This window comes from Luteibacter pinisoli, from assembly GCF_006385595.1.
Lineage (GTDB): Bacteria > Pseudomonadota > Gammaproteobacteria > Xanthomonadales > Rhodanobacteraceae > Luteibacter > Luteibacter pinisoli.
The window spans coordinates 833,486-850,880 of record NZ_CP041046.1 but is presented as its reverse complement, the minus strand read 5'-3'; the positions used below and the strand labels follow the sequence as shown (position 1 = coordinate 850,880).

Here is a 17,395-nt window from a genome sequence, read left to right as displayed (position 1 = left end):
TACCTATGCGTAGTCCCCTGCCCCGTTCCACCTCCCGCCCCATCGACGTCGCCTGCCTCGGCCGGCTCGCGGTGGATCTCTATGCGCAGCAGATCGGCGCCCGCCTGGAAGACGTCACCAGCTTCGCCAAGTACCTGGGCGGCTCGTCGGCCAACGTGGCCTTCGGCACCGCGCGCCTCGGCCTGCATTCGGCCATGCTCTCCCGCGTCGGCGACGACCAGATGGGCACCTTCCTGCTGGAAACCCTCGCGCGCGAAGGCGCCGACGTCAGCCAGGTCAAGGTCGATCCGGACCGGCTGACCGCGCTGGCCATCCTCGGCATCAAGGACAGCAGCACCTTCCCGCTGTTGTTCTATCGCGAAAACTGCGCCGACATGGCGCTCGATGCCAGCGATATCGACGAGGCCTTCATCGCCCGCTGCCGTGCTTTGGCGATCACCGGCACGCACCTGTCGCAGCCCGGCGTCCTCGCCGCCAGCCAGCGCGCCCTCGCCCTGGCGCGCCAGCATGAGGTGCGCACCGTCCTCGACATCGACTATCGCCCAGTGCTGTGGGGCCTTACCGGCCGCGGCAACGGCGAGCAGCGCTTCGTCGCCGCGGACCGCGTCACCCGCGACCTGCAGGCGATCCTGCCGTCCTTCGACCTGGTGGTCGGCACGGAAGAAGAGTTCCACATTGCCGGCGGTGACGAGGACCTGCTCACCGCGCTACGCGCTGTGCGTGCCGTGACGGCGGCCACGCTGGTGGTTAAGCGCGGGCCGCTGGGCTGCTCGGTCATCGATGGCCCGATCCCGGCGCATATCGACGATGCCCCCACGTATCGCGGCGCCCGTGTCGAAGTCCTCAACGTCCTCGGCGCCGGCGACGCGTTCCTGTCGGGCTTCCTCGCGGGCTGGCTGAGCGGCGAAACCATCGAACGCGCGTGTGCCTGGGCCAACGCCTGCGGCGCCATCGTGGTCTCCCGCCACGCCTGCGCGCCGGCCATGCCGGGCCGCGCCGAACTCAACGCCTTCCTCTCGCGCGAAGGCGGCATCGCCCGTCCGGACCTCGATGCGGAACTCTCCCACCTCCACCGCACGGCGATCCCGCGCAAGGCGTGGAACGAGCTTTACGTCTTCGCGTTCGACCATCGCACGCCGTTCTTCGAACTGGCCCGCGAAGTGGGCGCCGATGAATCACGGCTGCCGCGGCTGAAGACGCTGCTGGTGGAAGCCGTGGCCGCGACCGAACGCGCCAACGGGCTCGAAGGCCACGTGGGCCTGCTGCTCGACGACCGCTACGGCCAGGACGCGCTGAACGCCGCCACCGGCCGCGGCTGGTGGATCGGCCGGCCGGTCGAGGTGCCTGGCTCCAACCCGCTCGAATTCGAACGTGGCCGCTCCATCGGCAGCCAGCTGGTGAGCTGGCCGCGCGAGCATGTGATCAAGTGCCTGGTGCAGTACGACCCGGATGCCGACCCCATGCACCGCATGGAACAGGAAACCCAGCTCCTGGCCCTGTACGACGCGGCAAAGCTCAGCGGCCACGAACTGCTGCTCGAAGTCATCCCGCCGGGTTGTACCGGCCAGGCGCGCGACGAACGGGTGCTGCGCTCGATGAAGCGCATCTACAACCTGGGCATCCGCCCGGACTGGTGGAAGCTGTGCCCACCGGCAAGCGGCGCGTGGGCCGCCATCGATGCACTGATCGAAGAGCGCGACCCGTACTGCCGTGGCGTGTTGCTGCTGGGTCTGAACGCACCGGCCGCTTCACTGGCCGCGGGGTTCGCCGATGCCGCCAGCAGCCGCAGCTGCCGCGGGTTTGCGGTAGGCCGCACCTTGTTCAGCGAGCCGTCGAAAGCCTGGCTGGCCGGACAGATCGACGACGCCGCGCTGGTTGACCAGGCGCGTGCCGCCTTCGAGGCCATGATCCAGGCCTGGCAGCAAGGCGCGGGGCGGAATACCCACAGCCCGGTGAAGGAAGGCGCAGTCGCATGAGCGAGACGATCCGCCTTACCACGGCCCAGGCGCTGGTTCGCTACCTTGCCGCCGTGTACGCCCGCGATGCCGACTCGGACGACGCCGAGCCGCTGTTCGCGGGGGTGTTCGCCATCTTCGGTCACGGCAACGTGGCCGGGCTGGGCGAAGCACTGCACGAGGTGCAGGACAGCTTCCCCACCTACCGCGCGCACAACGAACAGGCGATGGCGCACGCCGCCATCGCCTATGCCAAGGCGAGCATGCGCCGGCAGATGATGGCGGTGACCACCTCCATCGGTCCCGGCGCCACCAACCTCGTCACCGCCGCGGCGCTGGCGCACGTGAACCGCCTGCCGGTGCTGCTTCTGCCCGGCGACGTGTTTGTCTCCCGCGCACCGGACCCGGTGCTGCAACAGCTGGAGGATTTCAGCGACGGCACGGTGTCGGTCAACGATTGCTTCCGCCCGGTATCACGCTATTTCGACCGCATCATGCGGCCGGAGCAGTTGCTCACCGCGCTCCCCCGCGCCATCCGCGTGCTCACGGATCCCGCCTTGTGCGGCCCGGTGACGCTCGCCCTGCCGCAGGATGTACAGACCGAAGCCTACGACTTCCCCCTGTCGTTCTTCGAACCCCGTGAAATCGTTTTTCGCGCCCCGCAACCGACCGATGACGAACTGATGGTGGCCCTCGACGCCATCGAGGCGTCGGAGCGTCCGGTGATCATCGCCGGCGGTGGCGCACTCTATGCCAAAGCCACGCCGGAGCTGCTCGCCTTTGCCGACAAGCACGGCGTGCCGGTGTGCGAGACCCAGGCCGGCAAGGGCGCCGTGCCGTGGAACCACCCGCTGCAGCTCGGCCCGGCCGGCGTCTGCGGTTCCACCGCGGCCAATGCCCTGCTGCGCGAGGCCGATCTGATCATCGCGGTAGGCACGCGCCTGCAGGACTTCACCACCGGCTCCAATGCGCTGTTCCGCCACGTGCCGATCCTCTCGGTGAACGTCAACAGTTTAGATGCGCTCAAGGCCAACGGCCTGGAAGTGATCGGCGACGCGGCGCAGGTGCTCGACGACCTCAGCTTCGCGCTGGAAGACTGGGCGGCGCCGGAGAGCTGGACCGATCGGGCGCGCGATGCGGCCCTCGCCTGGGTGGATACCGTGGCCCACATCACCGGCCAGCGCAGCGCGCCGCCCGGCCGGCTGCCGTACGACGGCGAAGTCATCGGCGCCGTGCAGCGCTCGTCCACCACCTCCGCCATGAGCGACATCGTCGTGTGCGCCGCGGGTACCCTGCCGGCGGAGCTGGAAAAGCTCTGGCGCACGGAAACGGCGGGCGGTTACCACATGGAATACGGCTACTCGTGCATGGGCTACGAGATCGCCGGCGGCCTCGGCGTGAAGATGGCCCAGCCCGACCGCGAGGTCATCGTGATGGTCGGCGATGGCAGCTACCTCATGATGAACTCGGAGATCGCCACCTCGGTGATGCTCGACGCCAAGCTGATCATCGTGCTGCTGGATAACCGTGGCTACGGCTGCATCAACCGCCTGCAGCAGGCCACCGGTGGCGCGCCGTTCAACAACATGCTCGACGACTGCCTGCAGGGCCGGCACGGCGTACCGCACATCGATTTCGCGGCGCATGCGCGTTCCCTTGGCGCCATCGCCGAACACGTCGCCGATATCGCCGGCCTCGAGGCCGCCATGGAACGCGCCCGCGCCGCGGACCGTACTTATCTGATCAGCATCGACACCGACCACACGCGCACCACCGAAGAAGGCGGCGTATGGTGGGAAGTGGCGGTGCCGGAAGTCTCCACGCGGGAAGCCGTGCGCGATGCGCGCGCAGGCTATGAAACCGCCATCGTGGGCCGCAAGGCCGGGAACCCGCCAGCATGAAGAATGATCCCATCCGCATCGGCATCAACCCGATCTCATGGAGCAACGACGACCTGCCCTCGCTGGGCGGGGAAACCCCGTTGTCCACGGCGCTGAGCGAAGGCAAGGCCATCGGCTACGAGGGCTTTGAGCTCGGCAACAAATTCCCGAAGGAACCCGAGGCGCTGCGCGAGCTGATGGCCGGCTATGGCCTGGACGTGGTCAGTGGCTGGTACTCCGGCCGCGCCGCCGTCCGGCCGGCAAAGGAAGAAAACCTTGCCGTCGGCAAGCATCTGCGCCTGCTCGCCGAACACGGCTGCAAGGTGATGGTCTACGGCGAGGTGGCCAACGCCATCCAGGGTGAGCCGCAGCCGCTGTACAAGCGCCCGCGCTTCCGTACGGCGGACGACTGGAAGCGCTACGGCGAAAACCTCACCGAATTCGCCCGCTTCACGCTCTCCCACGGCGTGCGCCTCGCGTATCACCACCACATGGGCGCGTACGTCGAATCCCCCGACGATGTCGACCAGCTCATGGCCAACACCGGCGAGGAAGTCGGCCTGCTCTTCGACAGCGGACACACCTATTTCGGCGGCGGCGATCCCCTCGCCGTGCTCGACAGGCACATCGCGCGCATCTGCCACGTGCATTGCAAGGACGTGCGCCCCGGCGTGGTCCGCATGGCACGCAACCGCCACTGGACCTTCCTCGAATCCGTGCTCAATGGCGCGTTTACCGTGCCCGGCGACGGCGTGATCGACTTCGCCGGGATCATCGCCCGGCTCAAGGCCCACGACTACCGCGGCTGGCTGGTGGTGGAAGCCGAGCAGGATCCCAGCGTGGCGCCAAGCTACGAGTACGCCGAGAAGGGCTATCGGACGCTGCGCACGCTGCTCGACCGCGCACCGGTGGAGGAGGTCGCATGAGCCTCCTGGTGAAATCCGCGCCGCGCGGCGAAGCCATCGTCACGGTGACGCCCGAATCCGCGCACTGGAAACACGTCGGTTTCGAAGCGCGGCGCCTTGCCGCGGGCGAAACCACCACGATCACGCTTCCGACCGATCGCGAGGGCTGCCTGGTCGTGTTGACCGGCACCGTGGACGTCGCCGTGGCCGGGCAGGCATGGAAACAGCTCGGCGGACGCGCCAGCGTCTTCGACGATCGCTCGCCGCACGCCATCTACGCACCACCCGCATCGACGTTCACCATCACCGCGCACGACGACGCCGAGCTCGCCCTCGCCTCGGCCCCGGCGACAGGCCGGTTTGACGTCCGGCTCATCGCGCCGGAGAGCATGAAGCGCTCGGTGCGCGGCACGGGCGCCAACACGCGCTACGTGTGCGACATCCTCCCCGAGACCGAGCCCGCCGAGTCCCTGCTGGTGGTCGAGGTACTCACGCCGGCCGGCCATTCCTCCAGCTACCCGCCGCACAAGCACGACACCGACAACCTGCCGGACGAAAGCGTGCTGGAGGAAACCTACTACCACCGCATCGACCCACCGCAAGGTTTTGCGTTCCAGCGCGTCTATACCGATGAGCGCGACATCGATGAATCCATGGCCGTGGGCGACCACGACGTGGTGATGGTGCCGCGCGGCTACCACCCGGTGGTGATGCCGCATGGCTACCGCGGCTACTACCTCAATGTCATGGCGGGCCCCCGCCGCGCATGGCACTTCCACAACGACCCCGCCCACGAATGGATGATCGCGCGCTGAGCGCGCGTCACCGGAGAAGCAGCCACCATGTCCGCCCAGCCTGACACCACCACGCTCTACCGCATTGGCCACTACATCGCCGGCAAGGCATATGCCGGCGCCCCTGCAGGCACCGCGCCGGTCTACAACCCCGCCAGTGGCCGCGTCGCCGCCGAGGTGGACCTCGCCTCCGTCGCCGACGTGGACGCCGCCGTGCAGAGCGCCCACCACGCCTTCCGCGCCTGGTCGGAGACGCCGCCGCTCAAGCGCGCACGCGTGATGTTCCGCTTGAAGAACCTGATCGAACGCGACCTGGACCGCCTCGCCCGCATCATCGTGGACGAACACGGCAAGGTGCTTTCCGATGCGGTGGGCGAAATCGTCCGCGGCCTCGAAGTGGTGGAGTATGCGTGCGGCATCCCGGAGCTGCTCAAGGGTGAGTACACCGAGCAGATCGCCAACGGCATCGACGCCTGGACGATGCGTCAGGCCATCGGTGTGTGCGTCGGCATCACGCCATTCAATTTCCCGGCGATGGTGCCGCTGTGGATGTTCCCCATGGCCATCGCCTGCGGTAACACCTTCGTATTAAAGCCTTCCGAGCGCGACCCGTCACTGGCGGTTGAACTTGCGATGCTTCTCAAGGAAGCCGGCTTGCCAGATGGCGTGTTCAACGTGGTCCATGGCGACAAGACCGCCGTGGACGCCCTGCTCGATCATTCGCTGGTGCGCGCCGTCAGCTTTGTCGGATCCACGCCGATTGCCGAGTACATCTATGCCCGCGGCACCGCCAAGGGCAAGCGCGTACAAGCCCTGGGTGGGGCGAAGAACCATATGATCGTGATGCCCGATGCGGACCTGGACAAAACGGCGGATGCACTGATGGGCGCGGGCTATGGCGCGGCGGGTGAGCGTTGCATGGCCATCTCGGTCGCCGTCGTCGTGGGTGAAGCGACGGCCGACACCCTTGTAGCGACGCTGAAGCCGCGCGTTGAATCGCTGCGTGTTGGCCACGGCCTGGACGAATCCGTGGAGATGGGCCCGGTGGTGACGGCGGTGCATCGCGATCGCATCACCGGCTACATCGACGACGGCGAAGCCGCTGGCGCAACGCTTGTCGTGGATGGTCGCGGGTACCAGGTGCCGGGTTGCGAACAAGGCTTCTTCGTCGGTGGCACATTGTTCGATCACGTCACGCCGGCGATGCGAATCTACAAGGAAGAGATCTTCGGACCGGTGCTCTGCGTGGTCCGCGTTCCCGATTTTGCAAGCGCCCTGAAGCTCGTTGACGAGCACGAATACGGCAACGGCACGGCCATCTTCACGCGAGATGGACAGGTCGCGCGCGAGTTTGCGCACCGGGTCCAGGTCGGCATGATCGGCATCAATGTCCCTATTCCTGTACCGATGGCCTTCCACAGCTTTGGTGGATGGAAGAAGAGTCTCATGGGTGATCATCACGCGCATGGCCCGGAGTCCGTGCGGTTCTACACGCGGCAGAAGGCGGTAACCCAGCGTTGGCTGAACCACGATGAAAGCGCTGGCGCAGAATTCGCGATGCCCACGCATTAGTACGACAAAACGTATATGCTTCGCCGGTTGTGGACACGGAAAAGATGGTGCGCCGCAACTGATATAAACAAAAACCAAGTACGAAAAAGCGTAATTTTTTCTGTTTTCAGGGAGAAGGGTTCATGATCACGAATCTGACTAAGTGGTACCTCGCAGGAGTGATCCTGGCGGGTGTCGCGTTCGCCGGCACCGCCCATGCCGACGACGCGACCACCAGCAAGTATCTGTTTGGTGACTGGGGCGGCGAGCGTACGCGCCTTGCAGACAAAGGCATCACGTTCGACTTTGGCTACGGCTTCGAAGCGGCGCATAACTACTCCGGCGGTACGCGTAACATCACGCGGTACACCGACCAGTGGAAGTTCGGCACCGCGTTCGATCTGGAGAAACTGTGGGGCTGGGAAGGTGCGAAGTTCACCATGGTCGTCACCGACCGTAACGGCCGCGACATCGGTGCGGATGCGAACATCGGCAACAACCAGCTGATCCAGGAAGTGTATGGCCGTGGCCAGACCTGGCATCTGACGATCTTCGCCCTCGAGCAGAAGTTCTTCGATGACAAGCTCTCGTGGAAGATCGGCCGCCTGCCGGTGGGCGAGGACATCAACCAGTTCTCGTGCGACTTCCAGAACCTTTCGTTCTGCGGCGCTCAGCCCGGCAACATCGTCGGCGACTACTGGATCAACTGGCCGACCAGCCAGTGGGCCACGGTGCTGAAGCTGAACACCAGCAGCGACACCTTCGTGAAGCTGGCGGCGTATCAGATGAACCCGAAGTACGCGGATGATTCGTACGCGGTGCATCACGGCCTCACGCCCGGTTTTCCCAGCGGTACCACCGGTGCGCTGATTCCGCTTGAGTTTGGCTGGACGCCCAAGATCAACGGCCTGCCCGGCTCGTACCGCGCCGGCGTCTGGTACAACACCTCCAACGGCAACGACCTCTACCTCAACGAGCAGCACCAGCCGCTCGCCGAGTTTGGTGGCACGCCGCTGCAGCACGATTCGCGCCGTGGTGCGTGGATCACGTTCCAGCAGCAGGTCACGGGCGAAGCCGGTGGCAAGGGTACGACGGTGTTCCTCAATGTCACCTCGGCGGATCACGCCACGTCGGCGACGAACAACCAGATCTCGCTCGGCATGGAGTACAAGGGCATCTTCGATCGCCCGAACGACTTCATCGGTGCCGCGTTTGGTGCGTCGTACGCCAATGGCTACGCCGCGAAGAACCAGCGCCTGATCAACCAGCTGAACCCGGACAACGCAGCCATCGTCAACGACGGCTACGAGAAAGTGACGGAAGTGTTCTACAGCTGGTCGCCGATCCCGTCGATCGCCATCCGTCCGAACCTTCAGTACATCAAGGATCCGGGCGGCAGCAACAAGCGTGACGATGCATTCGTGCTGGGCCTGAAGACCAGCGTCGCGTTCTAAGCCATCTTCAGCGCTAAAGAATCTGGCCCGGTTCCCCCCGGGCCTTTTTCTTACCCGTCGTTCTCGGCGCTGGCCGTGAGGTCGAAGCTTTCGTCGCCCTCGTCCACCACCAGCCGCATGACGATGGGCCGGCAACACACCTGGCAATCCTCGATATAGGTCTGGCTGCCGCCGGAAATGTCCACGGCCACTTCGATGGTTTCCCCGCAATAGGGACAGGAGATATCAGTGAATTCGTACATGGCGTTATCCTAGCGCGGTGCGCTCCAAGAGATACCCCCATGATCGACCTGATCGGCTTTGACGGCGATGACACCCTCTGGCACAGCCAGGAGTTCTACGACCGCGCCCAGGATGCCTTCGAGGCCATCCTCGGCAAGTACATCGACCTGGACAGCGGCGGCCTGCGCGACAGCCTCCTGGCCACCGAACGCGGCAATATCGCGCTGTTCGGCTACGGCGCGAAGGGCATGGCCCTGTCCATGATCGAGTCGGCCATCGAGCTGACCGATGGCCGGATCGAGGCCCGTGACATCCACCGCATCGTCCGCCTGGGCAAGGATGTCCTCGCCCACCCCGTGGAACTGCTCCCGGGTATCCGCGAGGCCGTGCACCGCGTGGCGGAAACCCACCGGGTGGTGCTGATCACCAAGGGCGACCTCTTCCACCAGGAATACAAGGTGGCCCGCTGCGGCCTGGCCGACGTCTTCCACCGGATTGAGATCGTCTCGGAGAAGGACCCGGCCGCCTACGAGCGCCTGTTCCGCGAGTTCGACGTCACGCCGGACCGCTTCGCCATGGTCGGCAATTCGCTCAAGTCCGATATCGCCCCGGTGGTGGAACTGGGCGGCTGGGGCGTCTACATGCCGTACCACAGCACCTGGGCCCACGAGGTGGTCACCGGCTTCAACATGACCGACCGGGTCATCGAGGTACGCGGCGCGGAGGCCATTCCGGCGGCCATCGAGCGGATGAACGTGGCGGCCTGAGGCCGCCCAGTCCACGTTTTTTTCGCGCGCCAGCACCCACCCTGTCGCTGAGCCAACGAAAGGAACCCCCCGGGTGCATCGCAGGATCAACCTCGGCTGGCAGGTGGTAAAGACCACCGCGAAGGGCTTCAGCGACGACGAGCTGATGACCCGCGCGGCCGCCCTCGCCTTCTATTCCGCCCTCTCCTTCGCCCCGCTGCTGGTGTTGCTGCTCTGGGTGGTGGCTTCGCTGCGCCCCGAATGGCAGAACCAGCTGGTGGACGGCCTGAACGGCCTGGTCGGCGCCCGGGCGTCGGATGCCGTGAAGCTGGTGATCGAGAACGCCAAGCAGCGCCCCAGCGTGGGCAGCATGGCCGGCCTGATCGGCCTTGGCGTCACCCTGATCGGCGCCTCGGCCGTGTTTGCCCAGCTCCAGGGCGCCCTCAACCGCGTGTGGAGCCTGCAGCCACGCCCCGGCCCCACCAGCCACGCCATCCTCGGCTGGCTGCGCGCCCGCCTGCATGCCCTTGGCCTGCTCCTCTCCCTGGCCTTCCTCCTGGTGATTTCGTTCTCGGCCAGCGCCCTGATCGCCGTGTTTGTCCGCGGCGGCACGACGGGCTGGCAGGCGCTGGAGATGATCATTTCGTTCGGGGTCTTCATCCTGATCTTCGGTGCCATCTACAAGGTGCTGCCGGACGCGATCATCGAGTGGCGCGACGCGGTGATCGGCGCCTCGCTCACCGCCCTGCTCTTCGTGGTGGGCAAATACGCCATCGGCATTTACCTGGCGCGCAGCAATGTCGGCGGCCCGTACGGCCCCGCCGGCGGCGTCGTGGTACTGCTGGTGTGGGTGTATTACTCCGCCCTGATCCTGTTGCTGGGCGCGGAACTGACCGAGGCGGTGGCCGAGGCGCGCGGCACGCCAATTAAACCGCGGCCATACGCCATGTCCACCCGACCGGTAAATCCGGCCATTGTTGACCCCTCCATCACGACCCCGGCGGTATCCCTGAAATCCGTTGATAACGAGGACCCGTCATGAACAAGCCCCTCATCGCCCTGGCCGGCTTCGCCCTCGCCTTCGGCGCTGCGACGCCCGCCATGGCCCGTCATCAGGTGTGCCGCGATGTCCAGGTAAAGGAAATCAATTCCAAGGATGACAACCGCCTGATCGGCACCGGCGTCGGCGCCGTGGCCGGTGGCCTGCTGGGCCACCAGGTGGGCGGCGGCAAGGGCAAGACCCTGGCCACCGTCGGTGGCGCCGTGGCCGGCGGCTACGTCGGCAACCAGGTACAGAAGAACCACCAGGACAAGAACGCCTCGTACCACACGGAGCGCCAGTGTCACTGGGTGGATGACTGACCGTGGATGACTGACCCGGTGTAAGGTCCGGGCCCGACACCCGGTCTGTCAGGAAGGGCGCCCCACGGCGCCCTTCCCCGCTTTCGGAGGTCTACCATGCGCCGCACCGATCCAGACCGTCGCCGCTTCCTCGCCGTGTTTGCCGCTACGGCGGCGGCCTCGGTGTCCCTGCCGTTCATCTTCAAGGCAACGCAGCCCGCCATGGCCGCGGATGCGCCCAAGCCGCCCCAGGGCGGCAACGTCACGCTGGATTGCTTCGCCCCGGACAAGAAGCCGCTGGGCAGCTGCGTCGAGGCGCGCGTGGTGCTGACCGACGAGCAGTGGAAGGCGAAGCTCGATGGGCGTTCGTATTACGTCACCCGCCACGAAGGCACCGAGCCGCCCTACACCGGGCCAGGCTGGGACCGCCACGACAACGGGCTCTACCGCTGCATCGGCTGCGATACCGCCCTGTTCGATTCGGCGACGAAGTTTGATTCCGGCACAGGGTGGCCGAGTTTCTGGCAGCCAATTTCCAAGCGGAACATCGTGCAGACCGACGACCGTAGCCTGATGGAAGACCGCACGGCGGTGAGCTGCGCCCGTTGCGGTTCGCACCTGGGCCATGTGTTCGATGACGGCCCGGATCCGACCGGGCTGCGTTACTGCATGAACGCGGTGGCGATGCACTTCGTGCCCGTGCCGGGCGTGCACATCACCCTTTCCTGACGAAAAAACCCGGCGTATCGCTACGCCGGGTTTTTCTGATTACCGCGCGCCGTCGAGCGGTGCGAGCTTGTATTCCTTCGGCGGCGTTTCACCCTTCAGGTAACGCACGAAGTAATCCCAGCGGCGGCGCGTCATGTACTGCGTGGCGGCGCCGTAGCCGTGGTGGGCATTCGGGATCAGCACCAGGTCGAAATCCTTATTGGCCTTGATCAGCGCATCCACCACCAGCAGCGTTTCGTACGGCGGGACGTTATCGTCCGACGTGCCGTGCGCCATCATCAGGTGGCCCTTCAGGCCGTCCACCCACTTCTGGTTCGCCTGGTCGTCGTAGTTGGACTTGCCGTCCTTGTCCTTGACCAGCAGGCCCTGCCACTTCTCGGCCCAGTCGTCTTCGTAGTTGCGGTTGTCGTGGTTGCCCGACTCCGAGATACCGACCTTGAAGGTATCGGCATAGCGGAACATCGCCGTCGCCGTGGCGTTGCCGCCGCCGGAATGGCCCCAGATGCCGACCTTGTCGCCATCGATCCACGCGTTCTGCTTCACCAGCTGCTTCACGGCCGCGACCTGGTCGGGCAGCGTGTTGTCGCCGATGTTCTGGAAGTACGCATCGTGGAACGCCTTCGAGCGCAGCGGCGTGCCCATGCCATCCACGGCCACCACGACGAAGCCGAGCTCGGCCAGCGCCTGGTTGTCACCGTGCGAGGGCACGAAGCTGCGCGTACGCACCGAACCCACCTGCGGGCCCGGGTAGATGTAGACGACCAGCGGGTACTTCTTCGACGGGTCGAACTTCGACGGCTTGAACATCTGGCCATAGAGGTCCGTCTTGCCGTCGCGCGCCTTCACCGTGAACGCGGTGGGGGCAACCCAGCCCGCGGCCTTCAGGCGCGAGATATCGGCACGGGCGATTTCCTTCACCGTGGCGCCCGTGTCCGAGCGGCGGACGACGGCCACCGGCGGCGTGTCGATCGTGGAGTACGAATCGAAGAAGTACGTGCCGTCCTTCGACATCGACACCGTGTGGTCGGCCTTTTCCGGCGTCAGCAGGGTCAGGCCCTTGCCGTCGAAGCCCACCTTGTAGAACTGCTGGTAGTACGGATCCACGCCCTTCTCACGGCCGACGCCGCGGAACCAGATCGTCTTGGTCTTCGCATCGATATGCAGCACCTGGGTGACGTTCCAGTCGCCCTTGGTGATCTGCTCTTCGAGCTTGCCGGTCTTCAGGCTGTACATGTACAGATGGCCCCAGTTGCTCCGCTCGGAGAACCAGATCACCTGGTCGGTCTCTGGCACGTACTGCCAGTTGGCCATTTCATTGCCGCCCTCGAAATAGGTCTTCGCCTTTTCGTCGAACACGGTGCGCACGTCACCGGATTCCGGGTTGGCCACGCGGAACCATTCCTGCGTGTGGTCGCGTGCCGTGGAAACGAAGGCAATGCTCTTGCCATCGGCCGACCAGCGCACGTCGTCCCACAGGCCCGGGCTGCACGATACGTCGTCGCAGATCGTCGAGCGATGCTGGTCCGGCTGCATCTTGAAGCGCACGGTCTTCTTCGTCGGCACGTCGATGACGACGCGCTCGATCATGGTCACGTCCTTGTCGCCCGGCAGCGGGTACTTCCACGTATCCACCTTCGGATGGCCGACGTTGACGCTGACCAGGGTCATCTCACCGGTCTTGCGCTGGTCCTGCTGGAACGTGGCGAACTTCTTCGAGTCCGGCGACCACACGCCGATCGCTTCGTCGGTGTGCTTCCAGCCGGCGTTGTCGGTGGCGTAACCGTAATCCTTGATGCCGTCGGTGGTCAGCTGGGTCTCAGCGCCCGACGCGACGTCACGCACCCACAGGTTCCAGTCGCGCACGAAGGCTTCGGACTTGCCGTCCGGCGACTTCAGGCCCGGCTCGTCGCCGTAGGGCTTGCCGTTGGGGTCTTTCTTCACGGCGGCGAGTTCGCACTTGCCGAGCGCCTTGTCGCACACGTAGTGCTTGCCGCCGGAGGTGATGTCCAGGCCGTCATCCGGGCGGACCACGAAGTCCGTGGCCGGGATTTTTGCCGGATCCACCTTCTTGCCGGTGGCCTCGGACAGGGCCTTGGCCACCTTGTCGCGGTCGAAGGCGCGCGTGGCCTGGCCGGTGGCGGCGTCGACGGTCAGGAACTGGTCGCCGTCCTTGTCGTGGTCGCGATACCAGAAGTGGCCGTCGTCGATCCACTTCACCCGCTGGACCGAGTGGTCCACCAGCGGCATGGTGTTGTTCGCCAGCATCGAGTCGGCACGGCGATAGTCGTCGACGCTGACGGTCTGGGCGGAAACGGCCCCGGCGAGGCCGAGGAGGACGGCACCGGCCAGCGCCGGGTAATGCTTGGACATGGGTAACCCCTTGGCGGAACGTGTCGGCACCGACGGCGCCGCGAACCGGACGAGGCTAGCCCCCGGCACCGCGCCGGGCGTATGCCAGAGGTCATGGATCAGGCGGGCGGTTGCCCCACGCCCTCCCCATGCACCCGGAACCGGCCGCCCTGGCGCTCCACCATCTTCAGGGCCAGGGCGTCCGGCAGCAGCTTGAACAGCCCCTTGATCAGCCGGTTGACCCGGCCGTTCACGTACACGGCCTTGCCCGCCTCCACGGCATCCATCCCCTCCCGGGCCACCGTCGGGGCGTCCATCCACATGAAGCCCGGCATTTTCGAGACCAGGGGGCGCGAGCCGTTCACGTCGTGGAATTCGGAGAGGGTGAAACCGGGACACAGGGCGGTGACGTGGACCCCGGTACCCTTCGTCTCAAGCGCCAGTGATTGCGAGAACTTGATGAGGTACGCCTTGGAGGCGGCATACAGCGTGTGCCCGGCGGAACCGGGCACGTGGCCGGCCAGCGAGGCCACGTTGATGATGCGGCCGTAGCCACGCGCCTTCATCCCGGGAAGCAGGCGCCACGCGAGCTCGGTGGGGGCCGTCATCAGCACCTGGATGAACGCCGCATGCGCCTCCCACGGCTGCTCGTCGAGATAGCCGGTGAGACCGTAACCCGCGTTGTTCACCAGCACGTCGATGTGCAGGCCCTGCGCGTCGAGTGCGGCGACCAGGGCCTCCGCGGCGTCAGCACGCGCGAGATCGAGCGGCGCGACCACGGCTTCGATGGCATGCCGCTCGCGCAACTCCGCGGCAATCGATTCAAGCCGGTCGGTGCGGCGCGCGGTGAGCACGACATCAAAGCCACGTCGGGCCAGTTCACGCGCGAAGGCTTCGCCGATGCCGGCGGATGCGCCCGTGATGAGTGCGCGGCGATTGGATGCCATGGCTGTGTCCTGTGGGCAGATAGCGTGACGAAAGAGTATGCCTGCCGCGAGCATGAACGCACGCACTTCGTGTTTGCGCGGGCCACGCGACATTCACACCGTGCAGCCACACCCGGAAGCGATGCTGGGCACCCACCAACAAGGAGCCAACGCCCATGACAGCCACGACCGAACACGACATCAAGGTGCTTAATAACCTTATTGAAACGACCATCGACAGTGCCGAAGGCTATGGCGAAGCCGCGAAGGATGCGCACAACACCCGTTATGCCGCATCGTTCCAGCAGCGCGCGGCCGAGCGCCGCCAGGTGACGCAGCGCCTGCAGCAGCAGGTGCGTTCGCTGGGTGGCAACCCGGAAGACGATGGCACCGTGCTGGCCAAGGCGCATCGCATGTTCGTTGAACTGCGTGCGAAGGTCGGCTCGAAGGATGACACCGCGGTGGTCGACGAAGTCGAGCGCGGCGAAGATCACATCAAGGCGAAGTACGAAGACGCCCTGAAGGATACGGACGTGACCGCGGGCACGCGTTCGCTGATCAACGAGGCGTATGTGTCGGTCAAGAGCGGCCATGACCAGATGCGTGACCTGAAGCACGCGCTGCACGGTACGAACTAAGGAAAGCAAAAAGGGCGCGCTCCCGCGGGAGCGCGCCCTTTTTTTGTGCATCGATCACCAGGCGATTATTGGGCGCCCGGCTGCGCGTCGTCTTCAGCCATCAGCTGGTTGATCTGCGCCTTGTGCGACTCATAGAACGCCACGTTCTTCTGGTTCACCTTCGACTGGTCCACGTACTGGGCCATCTGCGGGTTCTTCTTCGCTTCCGAGGCAATCGCCGCGTTGGTCAGCGCAAGGTTGGCCAGCATGAAGTCGCGGGGGGTGAAACCATTCTTCTGGATCAGGGGCCCGATGCGCTTATCGGAATCCGTCACCGTCTTGGCCAGGTCGTCAAGCGAGTGGATCTTCGAGAAATCCGTCTGCGCATCCTTCGGCTTGATGCCCTGGGCCTTCGCTTCCTTCGAGACCGCAACGAGACGGTTGAACACGTCGTCATTGAGGTTGTAGTTCTGGATCGCGGCGCGATCCGCCGGCGGAATCTGCGATGCCGGGTTGCCAGCGGCAGGCGGTGCGGCCTCCTGGGCAAACGTGACGGGAGCGATCGAAGCGGTGGCCAGCAGCGCGGCGAGAATGTAACGGGACTTCACAGGCATCTCCTTGGGTGCGGTCCGTGGCTGGACGGTGAGCCAGCATAAAGGGCCAAATGTTAGCTATGTGTCTGCGTGCTCACGTTTTCTTCAGGAATCCGCGGTGCGTTCCAGCCCAGGGCGTTATAGACGTGGTAACGCCACACGCCCACGTATTCATGCAGGGCAAAATCCGCGAAGAAAAGGTTTTCGGTGCCGGGGAGCCAGTCGTAGCGGGCCGTCACGTAATCCCCGCGCACGGGCTCGACGCGCATGCCGAAGTGGGCGAAGTACAGCACCGCGCGTTTGAGGTGGATGGCGGACGACACCAGCACGACCTTGTCCGCGCCGTAGGTCATCAGCAGCGGGCGGCTGTTCTGCGCATTCTGGAACGTGTTCATGCTGCGCGATTCGAGAATCATGTCCGCACGCGGCACACCGAGCCTGTCCAGGGTGATGGCATACGTATCGGCTTCGGCACGGCCGTTATGCGCCGCGTCACCACCGCTGACTTCGACCTTGCAGTCCGCGCCCGTGGCCTTGCACGCCCGGTACAGTTCGGTGGCGCGAAGGATGCGGCCGTCGGCATACAGGTTGGGTTCGACCACGCCCGCCTCGGGGCGCACGGTACCGGCGCCCAGCAGGATGATCGCGTTGCGCTGCCCCCACCCGGACACCTCCGGCGAGAAACCCGACTGCAGGCTGCCGAGCAGCCAGCCGGCCAGTGGCCCGCAGCCGGCGAAGAACAGCCAGGCCACGGCGAGCACGCACATGCCGATAGCGGCCCGGCGGCGGCGACGCCAGCCCAGCAGGGCCGCGATGAGAACCAGGATGAGCAGCAGGATAAGGATCATGGGGCCGGAGCGTATCAGACCCCCATGAAAACAAAACCTATGCCCCAGCGCCCAAGGCGCGCTCCAGGCAGGTCACCAGGGCATCGCCGACGAAGGGCTTGCCGAGGTAGCAGAATGCGCCGGCCGCCATCACGCTGTTACGCACCGAATCGTCCGGGAACCCGGACACAAAGACGATGGGATAGGTGCGACCCCGATCAAGCAGCCGGCGCTGCAGGGCCGTGCCGTCGATGCCTGGCATGTGCACGTCGGTGACGAGGCAGTCGACGCCCTCGTCGCAACCCGGGCGGAGAAAGTCTTCGGCGGAGGCAAAGCCCCGTGCTTCGTGTCCCAGCGACCGGACAAGGCTCACGGTGGCCTGGCGCACCGCGTCATCATCGTCAACGATCGCCACAATCCTGTTCGCGGCCAAACCTGTGATCCTCGTCACGCGCCCACAGCGGTGTCGGGGTACAGTGCGCCCGCCGTCGGCGGATGGGAATCAT

Annotated in this window: 17 protein-coding genes; 11 read left to right on the top strand and 6 right to left on the bottom strand. The window is 65.6% G+C overall.

Features of this window, described 5'->3' with window-relative positions; genetic code table 11:
• Positions 1 to 5: 5 nt before the first annotated feature.
• The 6 genes from FIV34_RS03790 to FIV34_RS03765 all read left to right on the top strand — a co-directional run bounded on the left by FIV34_RS03790 (position 6) and on the right by FIV34_RS03765 (position 8,539).
• A complete protein-coding gene (locus tag FIV34_RS03790) occupies positions 6 to 1,976 on the top strand; it encodes a bifunctional 5-dehydro-2-deoxygluconokinase/5-dehydro-2-deoxyphosphogluconate aldolase (protein ID WP_139979821.1) in 1,971 nt (656 codons plus the stop codon).
• Entirely contained in the window at positions 1,973 to 3,856 is a 1,884-nt protein-coding gene (iolD, locus tag FIV34_RS03785; protein ID WP_139979819.1) for a 3D-(3,5/4)-trihydroxycyclohexane-1,2-dione acylhydrolase (decyclizing), read from the top strand. Before FIV34_RS03790 ends, iolD begins: the two co-directional genes overlap by 4 nt.
• Positions 3,853 to 4,761 (top strand): myo-inosose-2 dehydratase, encoded by a 909-nt coding sequence (iolE, locus tag FIV34_RS03780; RefSeq protein ID WP_139979817.1) that lies wholly within the window; start codon positions 3,853 to 3,855, stop codon positions 4,759 to 4,761. Before iolD ends, iolE begins: the two co-directional genes overlap by 4 nt.
• Positions 4,758 to 5,555, top strand: coding sequence for a 5-deoxy-glucuronate isomerase (gene iolB / locus FIV34_RS03775; protein WP_139979815.1), 798 nt, complete (start codon positions 4,758 to 4,760; stop codon positions 5,553 to 5,555). Before iolE ends, iolB begins: the two co-directional genes overlap by 4 nt.
• 27 nt (positions 5,556 to 5,582) lie before the next feature.
• Positions 5,583 to 7,106 (top strand): CoA-acylating methylmalonate-semialdehyde dehydrogenase, encoded by a 1,524-nt coding sequence (locus FIV34_RS03770; protein ID WP_139979813.1) that lies wholly within the window; start codon positions 5,583 to 5,585, stop codon positions 7,104 to 7,106.
• Between the two features lie 122 nt (positions 7,107 to 7,228).
• Positions 7,229 to 8,539, top strand: coding sequence for a carbohydrate porin (locus FIV34_RS03765; protein WP_211352704.1), 1,311 nt, complete (start codon positions 7,229 to 7,231; stop codon positions 8,537 to 8,539).
• A gap of 50 nt (positions 8,540 to 8,589) precedes the next feature.
• On the opposite strand, the gene FIV34_RS03760 is transcribed toward FIV34_RS03765, so the two are convergent.
• Positions 8,590 to 8,781: a CPXCG motif-containing cysteine-rich protein gene (locus FIV34_RS03760; RefSeq protein WP_139979810.1), complete on the bottom strand. Its 192-nt coding sequence runs from the start codon at positions 8,779 to 8,781 to the stop codon at positions 8,590 to 8,592.
• A 39-nt stretch (positions 8,782 to 8,820) separates the two neighbouring features.
• Here FIV34_RS03760 and FIV34_RS03755 point away from each other — a divergent pair, with 39 nt between their 5' ends.
• The 4 genes from FIV34_RS03755 to msrB all read left to right on the top strand — a co-directional run bounded on the left by FIV34_RS03755 (position 8,821) and on the right by msrB (position 11,577).
• On the top strand, positions 8,821 to 9,528 hold the full coding sequence (locus tag FIV34_RS03755) for an HAD family hydrolase (protein ID WP_139979808.1): 708 nt from the start codon (positions 8,821 to 8,823) through the stop codon (positions 9,526 to 9,528).
• 73 nt (positions 9,529 to 9,601) lie between these two features.
• Positions 9,602 to 10,549: a YihY/virulence factor BrkB family protein gene (locus FIV34_RS03750; protein WP_139979806.1), complete on the top strand. Its 948-nt coding sequence runs from the start codon at positions 9,602 to 9,604 to the stop codon at positions 10,547 to 10,549.
• Positions 10,546 to 10,869, top strand: coding sequence for a glycine zipper 2TM domain-containing protein (locus FIV34_RS03745; protein WP_139979804.1), 324 nt, complete (start codon positions 10,546 to 10,548; stop codon positions 10,867 to 10,869). The genes FIV34_RS03750 and FIV34_RS03745 overlap by 4 nt, the downstream gene beginning before the upstream one ends.
• Before the next feature lie 96 nt (positions 10,870 to 10,965).
• A complete protein-coding gene (msrB, locus tag FIV34_RS03740) occupies positions 10,966 to 11,577 on the top strand; it encodes a peptide-methionine (R)-S-oxide reductase MsrB (protein ID WP_170207507.1) in 612 nt (203 codons plus the stop codon).
• A gap of 39 nt (positions 11,578 to 11,616) precedes the next feature.
• Here the strand turns inward: msrB and FIV34_RS03735 are convergent, their stop codons facing one another.
• The gene (locus FIV34_RS03735) at positions 11,617 to 13,947 is read right to left on the bottom strand and encodes a S9 family peptidase (protein ID WP_139979802.1); all 2,331 of its coding nucleotides are present in this window, start codon (positions 13,945 to 13,947) and stop codon (positions 11,617 to 11,619) included.
• 98 nt (positions 13,948 to 14,045) lie between these two features.
• Positions 14,046 to 14,873: an SDR family NAD(P)-dependent oxidoreductase gene (locus tag FIV34_RS03730; RefSeq protein ID WP_139979800.1), complete on the bottom strand. Its 828-nt coding sequence runs from the start codon at positions 14,871 to 14,873 to the stop codon at positions 14,046 to 14,048.
• Positions 14,874 to 15,028: 155 nt separating this feature from the next.
• Between FIV34_RS03730 and FIV34_RS03725 the strand changes: the two genes are divergently transcribed.
• A complete protein-coding gene (locus tag FIV34_RS03725) occupies positions 15,029 to 15,490 on the top strand; it encodes a PA2169 family four-helix-bundle protein (RefSeq protein ID WP_139979798.1) in 462 nt (153 codons plus the stop codon).
• Positions 15,491 to 15,555: 65 nt separating this feature from the next.
• On the opposite strand, the gene FIV34_RS03720 is transcribed toward FIV34_RS03725, so the two are convergent.
• Genes FIV34_RS03720 through FIV34_RS03710 form a run of 3 tightly spaced genes read right to left on the bottom strand, consistent with a single transcriptional unit; the run spans position 15,556 to position 17,322 of the window.
• Complete coding sequence (locus FIV34_RS03720; protein ID WP_139979796.1) at positions 15,556 to 16,077, bottom strand: hypothetical protein; 522 nt, start codon at positions 16,075 to 16,077, stop codon at positions 15,556 to 15,558.
• A gap of 59 nt (positions 16,078 to 16,136) precedes the next feature.
• On the bottom strand, positions 16,137 to 16,910 hold the full coding sequence (locus tag FIV34_RS03715) for a YdcF family protein (RefSeq protein WP_139979794.1): 774 nt from the start codon (positions 16,908 to 16,910) through the stop codon (positions 16,137 to 16,139).
• A 37-nt stretch (positions 16,911 to 16,947) separates the two neighbouring features.
• Positions 16,948 to 17,322 (bottom strand): response regulator transcription factor, encoded by a 375-nt coding sequence (locus tag FIV34_RS03710; protein ID WP_139979792.1) that lies wholly within the window; start codon positions 17,320 to 17,322, stop codon positions 16,948 to 16,950.
• Positions 17,323 to 17,395: the final 73 nt, after the last annotated feature.